This is a genomic window from Pseudomonas sp. S2_E01 (assembly GCF_054668365.1).
In genome coordinates, this window is the sequence record NZ_CP162762.1 from 1,132,273 (window position 1) to 1,148,872 (window position 16,600).

Genomic DNA, 16,600 nt, shown 5'->3' on the forward strand with positions numbered 1-16,600 from the left:
TGTGTTGGCAGGGCGCCGCAATTACAACTTGATCAACACCGACTTCAACTCCGTGTAATGCTCAATCGCCGCATACCCCATCTCCCGCCCGACCCCCGACATTTTGTAACCGCCGAACGGCAATGCCGGGTCCAGCGCGCTGTGGCAGTTGACCCACACTGAACCCGACTTGATTCGCGGGATCATCCGGTGCACCGCCGCCAGGTCGTTCGACCATATACTCGCCCCCAGCCCATAAGGGCTGTCGTTGGCCAGGCGCAAGGCTTCGGCCTCATCGTCGAACGGAATCGCCACCAGCACCGGGCCGAAGATTTCTTCCTGTACCAGCGAGTGTTTCTGGTCGACGTCGACGATGACCGTCGGTTTGACGAAATACCCCGGGCCGAACTGTTCGCCGCCACAGGCGATGGTCGCGCCGCTTTCGCGGCCCTTTTCAATGTAGCCGTAGACCCGTTCCTGCTGCCGCGCTGAGATCAGTGGCCCCATCTCGACGCTTGGGTCCAGGCCGTTGCCGAGTTTCATCGCGTTGGCGATCCCGGCGATGTCCGCTACCACGTTGTCGAAGTGCTTGCGCTGGACATACAGGCGCGAGCCTGCGCAACAGACCTGGCCCTGATTGAAGAAGATCGCGCTAGCCGCACCGGCCGCCGCGCTGGAAAGGTCGGCGTCGGCCATGACGATGGTCGGCGATTTGCCGCCCAGTTCCAGGGTGACACGGGTCATCGAATCCATGGCGATCTTGCCGATCTGCTTGCCTACGGCGGTGGAGCCGGTGAACGTCAGCTTGTCCACCAGCGGGTTGTGGGTCAGGGCGGAGCCTGCGGTGATGCCGGTGCCGGTCACCACGTTGAACACGCCTTCGGGGTAGCCGGCTTCCAGTACCAGTTCCGCCAGCTTCAGCGCCGTCAGTGGGGTTTCGTCGGCGGGCTTGAGCACCACGGTGCAGCCGGTGGCCAGGGCCGGGCCGAGTTTCCAGCAGGCCAGCAGGAGGGGGAAGTTCCAGGCGACGATGGCGCCGACCACGCCCACCGCTTCACGGCGGATAAAACTGTGGAATTGCTCGTTGGGCATCAGCGGCGCCGAGACATCCACCGTCGAGCCTTCGATCTTGGTCGCCCAACCGGCCATGTAGCGCAGGAAGTCGATGGCCAGTTGCATGTCCATCACTTGGGCCACGGCCGCGCTCTTGCCGTTGTTCAAGCATTCGAGTTGCGCCAGCAGTTCGGCGTCGCGCTGCATCAGGTCGGCAAGTTTCCACAACAGGTTCTGCCGCTCGCGCGGTCGGGTGCGGGTCCAGGCCGAATCATCGAACGCCTGGCGAGCGGCGAGCACTGCGCGATCAACATCTTCGGGCGTCGCCCGAGGCACCACGCAGAGCACCTCGCCGGTGGCCGGGTTGTGCAACGGCATGGTCTGGCCATCGGAGGCCTCGACCCAGTCGCCTCCGACCAACATGCGCGGAGCGCGCTGGATGAAAGCCGTGGTGGCAGGGAGCAGGTTGGGAAGCGACATGTTGAAACCTCGTCTTGTTCGTGTGACGAGGTCTTTCGCAATGGGTGTGCCAGTTGTGGGTTTTGCTGGCGGGAGCCCGAGCGGGCGGGTTTTCCCGTTGTTTGCGCGATCGTAAAGTCATCGCCAGACGTCGCAATTTGCGACGACATGAGACAACGACAACATCGCCTCCTGTAGGAGCGAGCTTGTCGAGGCGTCGAACCGTCGCGATGGTCGTCAACGATGACGCTGGCTGCCTGACACGCAGCGGTGTTCTTTAGTCCATCGCGAGCAAGCTCGCTCCTACAGGGGAAGAGAGCGGGGCTATGCTTGTCTCAGGTTGCAACGGCTGTCGCGAAATAAAACGTGCAACGCCGCTGTCGTTCCTGGAAAAACCTACCCTGTCCGACACAAACCATTGATTAATCAACAAATTCACAAGCTGGCACGCTCCGTGTATTGCTCATCGCAGACGTTTCTCTTGCCTCCGTTGGCTGCTCATGGCCAACGGCAGAAACCATAAAAACGATAAGCCACAAAAATAAGAAAGCACCGTGCGAGGTTCGACGTTGATGAAGAGAAGACTCCGATCAGGCCTGAGTGTCAGTCTATTGGCCGTGGCCGCCTGTGTAGCGCTGCATTCGCCGGCCAGCCTGGCCGCCCGTGACGCCCAGACCATCCTCAAGGAAACCTGTCAGGGCTGTCACACCCCCGAAGCCGATAACGCCCTGAGCCGCATCAGCCACCAGCGCAAGACGCCGGAAGGCTGGTTGATGAGCATCGCGCGGATGCAGACCATGCACGGTTTGCAGATCAGCGATGACGATCGCCGCACCCTGGTCAAATACCTGGCCGACACCCAGGGCCTGGCGCCGAGCGAAACCGACGGCGTGCGTTACGCCATGGAGCGCCGGCTCAACACGGTCGAACAGTTCGACGAGAAAACCAGCCAGATGTGTGGCCGCTGCCACTCCGGTGCGCGGGTCGCCCTGCAACGCCGGCCCGCCCAGGAGTGGGAGCGCCTGGTGAACTTCCACCTCGGCCAGTGGCCGTCGCTGGAGTACCAGGCGTTGTCCCGCGACCGCGACTGGTTCGATCTCGCCCGCAAGGAGATGGTGCCGCTGCTGGCCAAGCGTTATCCACTGGACAACCCAGCGTGGAAAAAATGGCTAGCCAGCGCGCCGAAGGCTGAAGCATTGGCGGGCGACTGGAGTTTCAGCGGCCACCTGCCAGGCAAGGGCGAGTTAGCCGGGATAATGAGCGTCAGCGCCGCTGGCGATGACACCTTCAAGGTCAGCATCAAAGGTCAGTACGCCGACGGTACGCCGTTCAACGGCGACGGCAGCGCGATCCTCTACACCGGCTACGAATGGCGCGGCAACGTGAGCATCGACGGCGTGACCCTGCGCCAGGTGTTCGCCGCCCAGGGCAACGCGATGCAGGGCCGGATGTTCGAGGCCGAGCATGACGAGCGTGGCCTGGACTTCGTCGCCGCCAAGCAGGGCAGCAGCCGCTTGCTGGCGGTGCAACCGGGTTACCTCAAGGCCGGCAGCGAAACCGAAGTGACCCTGATCGGCAGTGGCCTGACCGGCAAGCCGAATTTCGGCAAGGGCGTGGAAGTGGTCGAGGTCGTCTCGCAGACGCCCGAACAGATCAAGGTCAAGCTCAAGGCCGCCGCCAATGCCCAGCCGGGCTTGCGGGCGGTCGCGGTGGGAACGCTGAAAGGCCCGAGCCTGTCGGTCTACAGCAAGATCGCCGAGGTCAAGGTGGTGCCGGAATTCTCGGTGGCGCGGATCGGCGAGGGCGGTGGGTCGACGCCCAAGGTGCAGGGGCGTTTCGACGCCGAGGCTTGGGGCAAGGGGGCTGACGGCAAACCGTATCGCATCGGTGTGTTCCCTGCGCAGTGGAAGGTCGAAGCCTTCGACGATCGTGCCAAGGAAGATGAGGACGTCAAGTTCGCCGGCACCATGGAGGCCGATACGGGCGTGTTCACACCAGGCGATGCCGGGCCGAACCCGCAACGCAAGATGTCCACCAACAATGCCGGCAACCTCAAGGTCATTGCCGCCGTCGACGACGCAGGGAAATCCCTGACCGGCGAGGCCCACATGATCGTGACCGTGCAACGCTGGAACAATCCACCCATTCCGTAAGGCTGATCCGACACGGTTCCAGACACTTTTCGGAATGAACGCAGGCCCCCGAAGCCGGGTCTGCAAAGGAGGTTGCAATGGGCGCTATCTTGAATCTGGTTGAGCGCAATCTGCACGAAGTGCAGGTTGACGCCGACCGCATGTTGTTTCACATCCCCAGCAGTTCGCTATTCGCCAGCGACGAACTGACGGGCACGATCATCGACACATTGCGCGGTCCGGGCTGTTCTTCGGACGATTTGATCCAGCGCCTGGCGACGCGGTTCAACGGCAAGGAAATCACCGAGACCCTGCGCGAGCTGATGGCCCTGGAGCTGGTCAGTGATGGCTCACCGCTGACCCCGGACATCGCCACCAAGCGGGTCGAGCGCACCGCCATCAACACCGTGGTGCTCAACGTCAACACCGGTTGCAACCTGAGCTGCACCTACTGCTACAAGGAAGACCTCGACAAGCCATCCGCCGGCAAGAAGATGGACGTGGAGACCGCCATCGCCTCGGTGGAGATGCTGCTCAAGGAATCCCCCGACGAAGAGCGCTTCACCGTGGTGTTCTTCGGTGGCGAGCCGTTGAGCAATCGCAAGCTGATCGAGTACATGGTCGATTACTGTGAGAAACGCTTTCGCGAGGCGGGCAAGTTCGTCGAATTCGTCATGACCACCAATGCCACGCTGCTCACCGAGGAAACGGTGGACTACCTCAACGCCCACCGTTTCGGGCTGTCGGTGAGCATCGACGGGCCCAAGACCGTGCACGACCGCAACCGTATCACCGTGGGCGGGCAGGGCACCTATGACGTGGTGAGGCGCAAGGCCGAGATGCTGCTGTCGCGTTACAACAGCCGCCCGGTCGGCGCGCGGGTCACGCTGACCACTGGCGTCACGGATGTCGAAACCATCTGGGACCACCTGTTCAACGAACTGGGGTTTGCCGAAGTGGGGTTCGCCCCGGTGACCTCCGGCGACATCAGCAGCTTCAACCTGACCAACGAAGAACTGGGGCAAGTGTTCGCCAGCATGAAGGCCTTGGGCCGACGCTATCTGACAGCGGCGCTGGAACACCGCAACATCGGCTTCTCCAACCTGCATCAGTTGATCACCGATATCCACGAAGGCCACAAGAAAGCCCTGCCCTGTGGCGCGGGCCTGAAGATGCTGGCCGTGGACCACAAGGGCGAGCTGAATCTGTGCCACCGCTTTACCGGCTCATCCCTGCCGACTTTCGGCAACGTCCATGAAGGGGTCAAGCAGGTCGAGCTGAACGACTTCCTGTCCCAGCGCCTGGACCGCACCAACACCGGTTGCCACGACTGCAACATCCGCAACCTGTGCTCCGGCGGCTGCTACCACGAAAGTTACGCCCGCTACGGCGACCCGGCCCACCCGACCTATCACTACTGCGAACTGATGCGTGACTGGGTGGATTTCGGCATCGAGGTCTACACCCGGATCATGGCCAATAACCCTGCGTTCATCAGCAGTTACATCACTCCGCGCAAGGCTCACTGATATGAAACATCTCAAGGCAATCAATAACAAAGCGTTGAAGCTGGATCAGGCCGCGGATGAAAACCGCATTGAAGAAGTCGTGGCGATGAGTTCCGTGGCTGGTTGCGCCTCCACCACCGACCCTGGCTGGGAGATCGATGCGTTCGGCGGTGTGTCGTCGCTGTGCCAGCCCATGGAGGCGGACCTTTATGGCTGCTCCGACCCTTGCTGGTGGCCGGCCCAGGTGCCCGACATGATGAGCACCTACCCGGACTGGAACAAGGATGCCCAGGCGTCCAACGACAACTGGCGCAACCTTGGCACGGTCTTCCCCAAAGACAAGTGATCGGACAGAGAATAAGGAATCCAGCATGCCTAGCATCAAAGCCTGCGGCCTGGCCGCGTTTGCCGTCGTCTGTTCGTTCAACGTCCTGGCCGATGAAAACACCGCGTTGCAAGACGGTCACGAGTACATGTTGACCACCAACTACCCGAACAACCTGCACGTCATTGACCTGGCGACAGACAGCCTGTTCAAGACCTGCAAGATGCCGGATGCGTTTGGCCCCGGCACCGTGCAGTTGTCACCGGACCGCAAGACCGCCTACGTGTTGAACAACCACTACGCGGACATCTACGGCGTCGAGCTCGACAGTTGCAAGCAGGTGTTCCACGCCAGCATCACCCAGAAGCCGGGGGAGAAGGCCAAATCGATGTTCGCCTTCACCCTGAGCCACGACGGCAAGGAACTGTTCGCAATCGCCAACCCGACCCTGATGCTCAACGATCGCTACGAAGTGCAGCAGCCGCGACTCGATGTGTACGCCACCGATGCCGGGATGGACGCCAAACCCGTGCGCAGCTTTCCGGCTCCCCGGCAATTGACCATCATGCAAAGTGGTGACGACGGTACGCTATATGTGGCCGGCGCGGACATCTACAAGGTCGATGTGAAAACCGGCAAGTTCGATGTGCTGATCCCCAGTCGCCACTGGAAACGGGCGAACTATGCCGCACCGGACGTGCTCTACGTGTGGAACCAGCAGACCTATCGCCATGACTTCTCGCTGCTCTACACCACGGCGAAATTCAAGGACAAGAAGCAGGACCCCGCCACCGCCGACTACCTGTACGGGTTGTTCAGTGTCGACCTGAAGACCGGCAAGACCGAAACCACCGACTTCGGTCCGTTGACGGAGATCTATTTCAGCGGCATGCGCTCGCCGAAGGACCCCAACCTGATGTTCGGCGTGCTCAACCGCCTGGCCAAGTACGACATCAAGGAGAAAAAGATGCTCCAGGCGGCGACGCTGGATCACTCCTACTACTGCATTTCCTTCAACAAGGACGGCAGCAAGATCTACCTGGCGGGGACGTTCAACGATGTGGCGATCTTTGATGCCGACAGTTTGAAACAGGTGGGGAGCATCAAGTTGCCTGGGGGGGATATGGCGATTACGACGGCTCAGGTGTTTATCCGGTAGTTTTTCGGTGTCTGGGGTGACGTCTTCGCGAGCAAGCTCGCTCCTACAGGTTCGCGGTGTGCGCAAATCACTGTGGGAGCGGGCTTGCCCGCGATGAGGCCCTCAAGGCCACTGAAGATCTACTGCCCCGGCACCGGACAACTCAAATCCCCCTCCTGGCATTTCAGGTAATTCTTCAGCGTCTCCACCCGCGCCTTGGTCAGCTCGGTGACGCAGTTGCTGTAGATCAACGGATAAACACTCCCGCCCGTCACCGCCGACGAAGCGAATTTGCACTCGGCGTCGCGAAAGCCAATCCACTCCCGCTGGGCACCGACCAACAGCTTCTTGCTCTCGGGGTTGCTCTTCAATCGCGCAGTGATCTGCTGGTACAGCGCATTCAATTCCTTGTCCGCTGCCTTGTGCTCCTGTGCCGCGCACTGATTCATGGTCGCCTGGTCGCTGGCGTTGGCGCAGTCAACGGCGTGGGCAAGGGGGGTGAACAGCAGTGTCGTCAGCGCCAGGAGCAGGCGAGGGGGCATGGGAATCTCACTGAGTCGGGAAACGTGAGGGCAGTGTAGCGAAACGAGCGTTACAGGATGTGAAACCCTGCCTTCGAACTTTGCCCCGGATGTGCGGCCGAATATGTCAGGCAAATGGATTGAGAAACACATTCAAGGTTGGACAAAGGGCCTGACCGGCCTACTGTGCAGTAAAGGAGGTGATTTATGAACCCAGCATCAGATCGCATCGAAAGGAAGATCCTGCTCAAGTCGCCGCGCTCACAGGTCTGGCGTGTGGTGGCCAACGCCGAAGCGTTCGGGCAATGGTTTGGCGTCGCCCTGGAAGGCAAGCGTTTTGTCGCCGGGGAGTGGACCCAGGGGCAAATTACCTACCCCGGCTACGAACACTTGCTGTGGAACGTCCTGGTGGAGCGGGTCGAACCCGAGCGGGTGTTTTCCTTCCGCTGGCACCCCTATGCCGTGGAACCGGACATCGACTACTCCCAGGAGCCCACCACGCTGGTGCGTTTCGATCTCGAAGACATGGATAACGGCACCTTGCTCAAGGTGACCGAGTCGGGTTTTGATCACATTCCCCAGTCGCGCCGGCTCAAGGCGTTCCGCATGGACAGCCGGGGGTGGGATGAACAGATGAACAACATCGAAGAATTTCTGAAGATCAACACCCGGGCGAACGAGCGTTAGGAAGAGCAAGCTTACGGACCTAAGGGTTTTCGGAAGGGTGGCTATGGCGAATGTCTTACACGCGATGGTAATGATGTCGCCTATCGAAGATTGGATCCGAAACGTAATCTAGCGCCATCAACTGAAGCACAGGGAGTGCTTCAGGATCACGGATGATCGACCATCAGCAGGGACTCGCTATCGACAGGGAGTCGAATGGTCTTGGAAAACCCGCCTCTGGCGGGTTTTTTTTGGTCTGTCGAAAACCCTGCGTGCTGACGATCGCTCCCACAGAAGATCAAAAGCGAATGACAGTCCATTGCTGACGGGCTCAGATCCCCAACCTCGCCGCCACCCGCTCGGTGATCTGCGCCCTTTGCTGGCGCGATTGCGCGGTACGCTTGTTGGCCTCTTGCAGAACGGCGGCAGGCGCCGTCCGAGGGCTGCCGGAGTCGAACGGCGGCGCAGGCGCGTACTCGAGTTGCAACTGCACAAGTTGCGCGGTCTCCTTATCGAACAGCTCCGCCGCCAGCGTCAGTGCAAAGTCGATCCCGGCGGTAATCCCACCACCAGTGAACAGATTGCCATCGCGTACCACCCGGTCCTGCACCGCAATGGCCCCGAGCGGCGCCAATAACTCGTGATACGCCCAATGCGTGGTCGCCCGTTTTCCCTTGAGCAAACCCGCCGCACCCAGTACCAGTGAGCCGGTGCACACCGACGTCACGTACCGGGCCTGAGCCGCTTGGGCCTTGATGAATGCCAGGGTGACCTCATCCTCCATCAACGGCCCGACGCCGCTGCCGCCGGGGATGCAGATCACATCCAACGCAGGGCAGTCATCGAAGGTGGTGGTCGGTTTGAGGACCAGGCCGGTGCTCGCGGTGACGGGCACCAGGTCTTTCCAGATCAGGTGCACCTGCACATCCGGCAGCGAAGCCAGCACGTCGTAAGGGCCGGTCAGGTCCAGTTGCTGAACCTGAGGGAACAACAGAAAACCGATCTGCAACGTCATGGCATGTTTCTCGTGAAGTGAGTGGACGCCTTCACATTAGACTCGTAGCATTTGGCGCATACGCCAATTACCCCACGAATTACGCCAACCATGCCGAAGATCATTCATGTGCTCGCTTTCGCCAACGTGCAATTGCTCGACGTCACGGGGCCATTGCAAGTGTTCGCCTCTGCCAACGACATTGCTCGTCAGAAAGGCTTGCCCGAGCCTTACGCGCCAACGGTGATCGCCAGCGGTGGCGGGGCGGTGGCCTCGTCGGCGGGGTTGGCGCTGTTGGCCGAACCTTTGCCCGAGCAGGCTGGGGACACCTTGATCATCGCTGGAGGCTGGGGCGTTTACGCCGCGTCGGAAGACGAGGCTTTGGTGGCATGGGTACGCAAGCACGCGGCGGGTTGTCGGCGCGTGTCTTCGGTGTGCACCGGGGCATTCCTGCTGGCAGCCAGCGGCTGGCTCGATGGGCGGCGTGTGGTGACGCACTGGACCCGTTGCGAGCAACTGGCGCAAAAACATCCGCAGCTTACGGTCGAGCCCAATCCGATCTTCATCAACGACGGCCCGGTGTGGACCTCGGCCGGGGTGACAGCCGGCATCGATCTGGCGCTCGCCATGGTCGAAGCTGACCTCGGTCGAACCATGGCACTGGAAGTCGCCCAGCAACTGGTGGTGTTTCTCAAGCGTCCGGGCGGCCAGTCACAATTCAGCGTGACCCTGTCACTGCAAAAAGAAGGCGGCCGGTTCGACGAGCTTCATGCCTGGATCAGCGAAAATCTTACCGTAGACCTCGGCATCCCCACATTGGCCCAGCAAGCCGGCATGAGTGAACGCAGCTTTGTGCGTCACTACCGCGCCGACACCGGCCAGACCCCGGCGCGGGCCATTGAACTGATCCGCGTGGAAACCGCTCGACGGTTGCTGAGCGACACGGGCGTGCCGATCAAACGGCTGGCGTTGCAATGCGGGTTTGGCAGCGAGGAGACGTTGCGCCGCAGCTTCCTGCGGGCCATGGGGGTGACGCCGCAGGCTTATCGGGAGCGGTTTTCGGTCAGCGCTTGAGATGGGGGCCGGGGGCCCATCGCGAGCAGTCTCAAGGCTGCCAGGAACTCTTCTCCCCGCTCAACTTGCGATCCAGGAACACTGCCGCGCTGATCAGCGCCAGATGTGTCAGCGCCTGCGGGGTATTGCCCAGATGCCGCCCGTGACTGTCAAACTCCTCGGCATACAACCCCAGCGGGTTGGCGTAGCGCAACAGTTGCTCAAACTCCAGGTGCGCCTTTTCCACCTGCCCCGCCCGAGCCAGGCATTCGACGTACCAGAATGAACAAGCTGCGAAGGCGCCTTCGGTGCCGACCAGGCCATCGATCCCGGTGTCATCGTTACGGTAGCGATAGACCATGCCGTCTCGCACCAGGTGTTTCTCGATGGCTTGCAGGGTCGCGAGCCAGCGTGGATCCTTGGCGCTGACAAAACGCACCAGCGGCATCAACAGCATCGAACCGTCGAGGGCGGTGCCGCCGATGTGCTGGACAAAATGCCCACGCTCCTCGTTCCAGAAGTTGTCCCAGATGTCGGCGTAGATGGCCTGTCGTGTCTCGTCCCAACGGGCGAACGGCGCTGGCAACGAACGTTTGGACGCCAGGCGAATCGCCCGGTCCACGGCTACCCAACACATCAATCGCGAGTGCAGGAAGTGATGCTGCTCGCCGCGCATTTCCCAGATGCCCACGTCTTTTTGCTGCCAGGTCTCGCACACCTGATCGACCACGTGAGCCGCGTGTTTCCAGCCTTCGTGGGAGATGGCATCGCCGTATTTGTTGACCAGGTACACGGCATCCATCAACTCGCCGAAGATGTCGAGCTGGATCTGCGCGTAGGCGTCGTTTCCGATGCGTACAGGCCGGGCGCCGCCATGGCCGGACAGGTGCGAGAGCTCGGTTTCCGGCAATTCCTGGCGACCATCGATACCATAGAGGATGTTGATTTTCATCGGTTTGCCGTGGCAGTCGCTGACCCGCCCGCGTACCCAGCGCATGTAGTCGTTGGCTTCCTGGACAAATCCCAGGCGCATGAACGCGTAGACGGTAAACGAGGCGTCGCGGATCCAGGTGTAGCGATAGTCCCAGTTGCGCTCGCCGCCCGGGGCTTCCGGCAGGCCGAAGGTTGCTGCTGCGAGGATCGCCCCGTGTTTGCGCGAGGTCAGCAACTTCAGCGCAAGGGCGGAGCGATTGACCATTTCCCGCCAGCGGCCACGGTAGTTGGATTGACCGGACCAGTCGCGCCAGAACTTCAGCGTGCGCGCCATGCACAGATCGGCAGCGCCTTTTTTGAAGCGAGGATCGTCGGCACCCCCGAGCAGGAACTGTGCGCTCTGGTCCTGCTCCAGGGTGAATTCGGCCAGTGCGGCGTGGTCTTCGAGGCTCAACGTCTGATCCGAGGCCAGGCGCATCGCTGGTTGATCCGCCGCCTCGAACACTGCGTCCTGATCGTCCAGGCGCGCACGGGTTTTGGCGCGGGCGTAGTCGTGGCGTACGGCGCAACGCATGTGGAAGGTGGCGCGCCCGCTGACGACGCGCACCCGGCGCATCAACATCGGCAGATCATCTTCGCTGTCGCCAATCGGCAGCAAATCAGTCACCTCGACCACGGCGCGCTCGCTCAGCCAACGGGTTTGCAGCACGTTGGTGTCGGGCAGGTAGATCTGTTCGCGGCGGGCGTCTGGCAGGTCCGGTGACAACTGGAAAACCCCGGCCTCTGGGCTGTCCAGCAGCGAGCAGAATATCGATGGGCTGTCGAACTCAGGCCAACAGAAGAAATCCACGCTGCCCCTGTCGTTGACGAGCGCCGCGCTGCGCATGTCGCCAATGATGCCGTGGGCGTCGATGGCGCTTTGTCGTTCCTGGTGATGATCAGCCATTGCCGCGAAACTCCGGATAGAGGCTCATGCCGCCGTCGATGAACAGCGTCGTGCCGACGATGTAGTCGGAGGCGTCGGAGGCGAGAAACACCACCGCATTGGCGACGTCCTCGACCTCGCCGATGCGCCCGTAGGGGATGAGCTTGAGCAGGTTGGTGGTATTACCTTCGGTGACATCGCGATTGATTGCGGTGGCAATTGCTCCCGGCGCAATGCCGTTGATGCGAATGCGCTGGTGGCTGACTTCCTGGGCGAGGGTTTGCATCAACTGGTCGAGGCCGCCCTTGGAGGCGGCGTAGTTGACATGTCCGGCCCAGGGGATGCGTTGGTGCACTGAGCTCATGTGGATGATCTTGCCGGCCGCCCGGGACACGCCTTCGCGGATACCCTGTCGATTGAAGATTCTCAGGGCGGCGCGGGCACAGAGGAACTGGCCGGTGAGGTTGACGCCGATCACGTGGTTCCAGTCGGCGAGGGTCATGTCCATGGCGGGTGCGTCTTTTTGCAGGCCGGAGTTGGCGACCAGGATGTCCAGGGTGCCGAAGGTTTCGAGGGTTTTTGCGAACAGGTGTTCGACGTCTTCTTCCTGCGAGACGTCCGCGCCTATGGCGATAGCGCGACCGCCCTGGGCGTTGATGTCCTGGGCCAGTTGTTCGGCGGGCGCGGCATGGGAATTGTAGTTGATCACGACGGCGGCGCCGGCGGCGGCCAGGGCCTTGGCGCTACCTGCGCCGATGCCGGAGCTGGCGCCGGTGATCAGGGCGACCTGGTTTTTCAGTGAGATCTGCATGTTGGACGGCGCCTTGGGGTTAGGGCTTATTCTGCTGACTGGCGGGGGGCGGGGAGAGTTCAGGTGGGTGGGTGAAGTTTTTGTCAGGTTTGGTTGGGGCTTGATTGGGGGCATATCCATTGCTGCGGTAACGGCCGCTTATGGTTTCGCCCTTACGGTGACTCACTTTGGCCCCCTGTAGGAGCGAGCATGAACTGGCCTAATGATTTTGGACACTTCAATCGGGCGCTATGATAGCGCCCAAATCTGAGGTGTTTGGATATGCGTAAATCCTATTCGAGTGAGTTCAAGCTCAAGGCTGCCAGCATGGTGTTGGATGAAGGTCAGCCGGTTACCGAAGTCTGTGCCAGCCTGGATATCGGCCCCACAGCCCTGCGCCGTTGGGTTGATCAAGTGCAAAAAGAGCGCTTGGGCTCGACTCCGGTGGGGGCCAAGGCGATTACCGCTGATCAACGAGAAATCCAGAGACTCAAAGCTCTGCTCAGAGAGAAAGACCTGGATATCGAAATCCTAAAAAAGGCCAGTGCTCTCCTGCTTTTGGACGCCAAAGATCATTCACGCTGATCGATGAGCTGGGCGAGCAGTACGGCGTTAAAAAGTGTTGCCGGGCGTTTGGGGGCAACCGCAGTAGCTTTTACGCCTGGCGCCAGCGCCAAGGCAGAGCAAATCCTGAACGGGACAAGCTCAAAGCCGCGTTGGTCAGGCACCACAAGGCGTCCAGAGAGTCGGCCGGCGCACGTACTTTGTCCAAGGAGCTACAAGCCAAAGGGCATCGTATCGGGCGTTATATGGCTCGCAGTTTGATGCGCGAAGCTGGCATCGCTAGTCGTCAGCGCCGGCGCCATAAGTACAAGTCGCCGGGTGTGGAGGCCTTGGTGGCGCCGCACGTGCTCAAGCGAAAATTTGATGTGACGGCGGTTAATCAGGTGTGGTGTGGCGACGTGACATACATCAAGGTCGGCAAGCGGTGGATGTACTTCGCCGCCGTTTTGGATCTGTACGCTCGCAGGATCGTAGGGTGGTCGTTTTCGATGATTTCTGATGCCAACCTGACCTGCGAAGCGCTACGCATGGCGGTTGAGCTGCGCGGCCATCCCCAGGATGTGTTGTTTCATTCTGATCAAGGTTGCCAGTACACCAGCCATAAATTCCGAAATGCGCTTGTGAAACATCGGTTCAGGCAAAGTATGAGCCGTAAAGGCGAGTGCTGGGACAATGCCCCGATGGAGCGTTTCTTTGGTAGTTTGAAGTCCGAGTGGGTGCCTGAAACGGGCTACAAACTGGAGCATGAGGCCCGGGCAGATGTGCAGCGCTATGTCTCGCGCTACAACATCAGCAGGCCTCACAGCTATAACGACTACAGGTCGCCGGTCGTGAAGGAAAGATTGGCGGCGTGAACCGTAATCAGTGTCCAAGATTACTTGACCAGTTCAGCATGCTCGCGATGGCCGTCAACGATAACGCGGGCAGCCTGACACCCAGCGTTGTTCTGTCGACCATCGCGAGTAAACTCGCTCCTACAGGGTCCGTGTTCTGCTTGTGATTTTGATCTTCTGTAGGAGCGAGCATGCTCGCGATGGCCGTCAACGATAACGCGGGCAGCCTGACACCCAGCGTTGTTCTGTCGACCATCGCGAGTAAACTCGCTCCTACAGGGTCCGTGTTCTGCTTGTGATTTTGATCTTCTGTAGGAGCGAGCATGCTCGCGATGGACGTCAACGATAACGCGGGCAGCCTGACACCCAGCGTTGTTCTGTCGACCATCGCGAGTAAACTCGCTCCTACAGGGGGGGGCTGGCCGTTGCCGTAGAAATGGATATGTACACCCGCAAAAATGAGCCCCAGCTACCACCCCCTTCCCGAATTCACCCAAAAATTCACCGACAACGAAGTCGATACCGACTCCACCTGGTGAAACCACCCCTCTGGCAAAAACAACAAATCACCGGCCTCCAGCGTCACTCGCATGAAGGTCACCGCTGCTGCTTTTGGAAAGCGCTTGTAATCTGGCGCGTCCGGGTTGAAGTCGCAGCCGTCCAGTCCACCCTGGGGTGCGGTGGACCAGGTGCCGAGGGCTTCGCGATGGTGGGGGGCGGCGAGGGTGAAGGTTTTCTGGCCCCAGACCTGGGCGAACAGGTTGTCGGTGTCGTCGCGGTGCAGTGGCGTCAGGGTGCCCTTGGGGCCGATCCAGATTCGTGGAGGGATGAACAATGAAGGGTCGAAGTAGGGTGGGTACTTGATCTGCTCCATCAATTGCGCCGGCAGGATGTTGTTGCCCATGTAGGCCGGTGGTTCGCCATCGGCGTTTTGGGTGGCAGGGGCATCCAGTGAGGCGATGAACTCGGCCATTGAAGTGGAGCGAAAGTCCCGCTCCGTCGAGAAGGTTTTCTTCACGTAGTCGCCATGGCGGGTGATGCCTTGCAGTTGCGCAAAGTGCACCAATGATTCTTCGCGGCTGAGCTTGAACAGCGGCCAGTCCTGCAACGCATCGCTGATGATGACCGGCACGCCATTGGGCAAGTAGCGGCTTTTGAATTCCTCCACGGATAATTCGCTGCGCGGCCGACGCTCCACCGTGCGTTGGATCGGCAGGCGGGCGGTGAGTGTTTCGCTGAAACGCGGTGGGGTCGGGTAGCGCTTGTTCATGTCGACCTTTTCCACCACGGCGCCGCCATGACGCGCGCTGTCGATGATCTGCGGCAGCATCGTCGCCAGGCCCATGTTGCCACCGATCTTCAGGCGACCGCTGGCGAACAGTTCCTCGACATTGGCCGAGCCCCCCATGATGCCCATAAAGTCTTCCTGCGCGACTTCGATGGTGACGTCGGGACTGGCATGGCGCCCGGCCTCGGTGCGGCTGCTGGCCCTGACCTCGGACCAGTAGGCCTGGTGCGGGCCGAACACGAATTGAAAAACACCTTCGATACCGACGGCGCCCGCATTGGCGAACAGTTTGCCCAGGATGATTTGCAGGTCCACGACGATCACTCTTCTTGGTTTGGGTCTGAACAGGGAACGAAACGTCGTGACGCAAATTTATCCGCATGCTTGACTAATTTGCCCCAGGGTTCGCGCGTTCATGGAAGTAGACGACTTTTTCCAAGGTGAACGCGGTGACCAAGCTGACCCTGCTGTGCCTGCCGTACTCCGGCGCCAGTGCGATGGTTTACAGCCGCTGGCGGCGCAAGGTGCCCCAGTGGCTGGATGTGCAACCGGTGGAGTTGCCGGGACGCGGTGCCCGTTATGCCGAGGCGCTGCACACCGACATGCGCACCCTGGCGTTGCAATTGGCCCGGGAACAGAAAGCCCGGCTCACGGCGCCCTATGCCCTGTTCGGGCACAGCCTGGGGGCCTTGCTTGCCTGTGAAATCGCCCATGCGTTTCGCACATTGGGCTGCCCCGAGCCCGTCGCGCTGTTCGCTTCGGGCACAGCGGCGCCGACGATGCGTGCCAATTATGATCGCGGCTTTGCGCAACCCAAGACCGACGCGCAGTTGATCGACCAGTTGCGCACCCTCAACGGCACCAGCGAAGAGGTGCTGGCCAACGAAGAGCTGATGAGCCTGACGCTGCCGATCCTGCGTGCCGATTTCCTCCTGTGCGGGCGCTTCGAGCCCCTGCAGCGCCCCTTGCTGAAATGCCCGGTGCACGTGTTTGGCGGCAAGGCCGACAGGGCAAGTACCGAACAACTCATCGCCTGGAGCAAGGAAACCCACGGCAGCTTTTCGCTCGACATGCTGGCTGGCGGGCACTTCTTTATCCACGAGCACGAAGCCCGCGTGCTGCGGGTGATCAAGGATCAGCTGGACGTTCATCATCGCCGGCATGTAGTGGCCGCAACGGCCTGACGATTTTCCAGACACCACCTAATCCCACTGTAGGAGCGAGCTTGCTCGCGATAGCGGTGTGCCAGTGAATGGATGAGTGACTGACACACCGCAATCGCGAGCAAGCTCGCTCCTACAGGGTCAGTGCCGCATTCAACACCCCATCGCACCGCCCCTCTGATAGTTATTCCCACCCGCTAATTTTTCCGGACTGCATTCGTTTTATAGGGACGACGCGCCTTTGTGCTTTCTGCCTACTGATCCGGATGCCAAGAA

General features: G+C 60.7%; 15 protein-coding genes. 9 read left to right on the forward strand and 6 right to left on the reverse strand.

Going from position 1 to position 16,600, the window contains the following annotated elements; all coding sequences use genetic code 11:
- Positions 1 to 21 precede the first annotated feature (21 nt).
- Positions 22 to 1,512: an aldehyde dehydrogenase family protein gene (locus AB4O36_RS05310; protein ID WP_460122231.1), complete on the reverse strand. Its 1,491-nt coding sequence runs from the start codon at positions 1,510 to 1,512 to the stop codon at positions 22 to 24.
- A gap of 551 nt (positions 1,513 to 2,063) precedes the next feature.
- Here AB4O36_RS05310 and peaA point away from each other — a divergent pair.
- The 4 genes from peaA to peaD all read left to right on the forward strand — a co-directional run bounded on the left by peaA (position 2,064) and on the right by peaD (position 6,615).
- Positions 2,064 to 3,644: a quinohemoprotein amine dehydrogenase subunit alpha gene (gene peaA, locus AB4O36_RS05315; protein WP_460122232.1), complete on the forward strand. Its 1,581-nt coding sequence runs from the start codon at positions 2,064 to 2,066 to the stop codon at positions 3,642 to 3,644.
- 77 nt (positions 3,645 to 3,721) lie between these two features.
- Positions 3,722 to 5,152: a quinohemoprotein amine dehydrogenase maturation protein gene (peaB, locus tag AB4O36_RS05320; RefSeq protein WP_460122234.1), complete on the forward strand. Its 1,431-nt coding sequence runs from the start codon at positions 3,722 to 3,724 to the stop codon at positions 5,150 to 5,152.
- Between the two features lies 1 nt (position 5,153).
- Entirely contained in the window at positions 5,154 to 5,477 is a 324-nt protein-coding gene (qhpC, locus tag AB4O36_RS05325) for a quinohemoprotein amine dehydrogenase subunit gamma (protein ID WP_008016081.1), read from the forward strand.
- Between the two features lie 25 nt (positions 5,478 to 5,502).
- Positions 5,503 to 6,615 carry a quinohemoprotein amine dehydrogenase subunit beta gene (gene peaD / locus AB4O36_RS05330; protein ID WP_460122236.1) on the forward strand — a complete coding sequence of 371 codons (1,113 nt, stop codon included), beginning with the start codon at positions 5,503 to 5,505 and terminating at the stop codon, positions 6,613 to 6,615.
- A 119-nt stretch (positions 6,616 to 6,734) separates the two neighbouring features.
- Here peaD and AB4O36_RS05335 read toward each other — a convergent pair whose 3' ends face one another.
- A complete protein-coding gene (locus tag AB4O36_RS05335; protein ID WP_460122238.1) occupies positions 6,735 to 7,136 on the reverse strand; it encodes a lysozyme inhibitor LprI family protein in 402 nt (133 codons plus the stop codon).
- Positions 7,137 to 7,322: 186 nt separating this feature from the next.
- Here AB4O36_RS05335 and AB4O36_RS05340 point away from each other — a divergent pair, with 186 nt between their 5' ends.
- Complete coding sequence (locus AB4O36_RS05340; protein ID WP_460122239.1) at positions 7,323 to 7,802, forward strand: SRPBCC family protein; 480 nt, start codon at positions 7,323 to 7,325, stop codon at positions 7,800 to 7,802.
- A 310-nt stretch (positions 7,803 to 8,112) separates the two neighbouring features.
- On the opposite strand, the gene inhA is transcribed toward AB4O36_RS05340, so the two are convergent.
- Positions 8,113 to 8,796, reverse strand: a complete 684-nt coding sequence (inhA, locus tag AB4O36_RS05345; RefSeq protein WP_460122241.1) for an isonitrile hydratase — start codon at positions 8,794 to 8,796, stop codon at positions 8,113 to 8,115.
- A gap of 90 nt (positions 8,797 to 8,886) precedes the next feature.
- Between inhA and AB4O36_RS05350 the strand changes: the two genes are divergently transcribed.
- On the forward strand, positions 8,887 to 9,849 hold the full coding sequence (locus AB4O36_RS05350; RefSeq protein WP_460122243.1) for a GlxA family transcriptional regulator: 963 nt from the start codon (positions 8,887 to 8,889) through the stop codon (positions 9,847 to 9,849).
- 31 nt (positions 9,850 to 9,880) lie between these two features.
- On the opposite strand, the gene AB4O36_RS05355 is transcribed toward AB4O36_RS05350, so the two are convergent.
- Complete coding sequence (locus AB4O36_RS05355) at positions 9,881 to 11,707, reverse strand: glycoside hydrolase family 15 protein (RefSeq protein WP_460141184.1); 1,827 nt, start codon at positions 11,705 to 11,707, stop codon at positions 9,881 to 9,883.
- Positions 11,700 to 12,497, reverse strand: a complete 798-nt coding sequence (locus tag AB4O36_RS05360) for a glucose 1-dehydrogenase (RefSeq protein ID WP_460122247.1) — start codon at positions 12,495 to 12,497, stop codon at positions 11,700 to 11,702. The genes AB4O36_RS05355 and AB4O36_RS05360 overlap by 8 nt, the downstream gene beginning before the upstream one ends.
- A gap of 261 nt (positions 12,498 to 12,758) precedes the next feature.
- Here AB4O36_RS05360 and AB4O36_RS05365 point away from each other — a divergent pair, with 261 nt between their 5' ends.
- A complete protein-coding gene (locus tag AB4O36_RS05365) occupies positions 12,759 to 13,061 on the forward strand; it encodes a transposase (protein WP_014717988.1) in 303 nt (100 codons plus the stop codon).
- An 8-nt stretch (positions 13,062 to 13,069) separates the two neighbouring features.
- Entirely contained in the window at positions 13,070 to 13,894 is an 825-nt protein-coding gene (locus tag AB4O36_RS05370) for an IS3 family transposase (protein ID WP_460142112.1), read from the forward strand.
- A 448-nt stretch (positions 13,895 to 14,342) separates the two neighbouring features.
- Here the strand turns inward: AB4O36_RS05370 and AB4O36_RS05375 are convergent, their stop codons facing one another.
- Positions 14,343 to 15,476: a cupin-like domain-containing protein gene (locus AB4O36_RS05375; protein ID WP_460122248.1), complete on the reverse strand. Its 1,134-nt coding sequence runs from the start codon at positions 15,474 to 15,476 to the stop codon at positions 14,343 to 14,345.
- A gap of 134 nt (positions 15,477 to 15,610) precedes the next feature.
- On the opposite strand from AB4O36_RS05375, the gene AB4O36_RS05380 reads away from it, so the two are divergent.
- Positions 15,611 to 16,345: a thioesterase II family protein gene (locus AB4O36_RS05380; protein ID WP_460122250.1), complete on the forward strand. Its 735-nt coding sequence runs from the start codon at positions 15,611 to 15,613 to the stop codon at positions 16,343 to 16,345.
- The last annotated feature ends 255 nt before the right edge of the window (positions 16,346 to 16,600 follow it).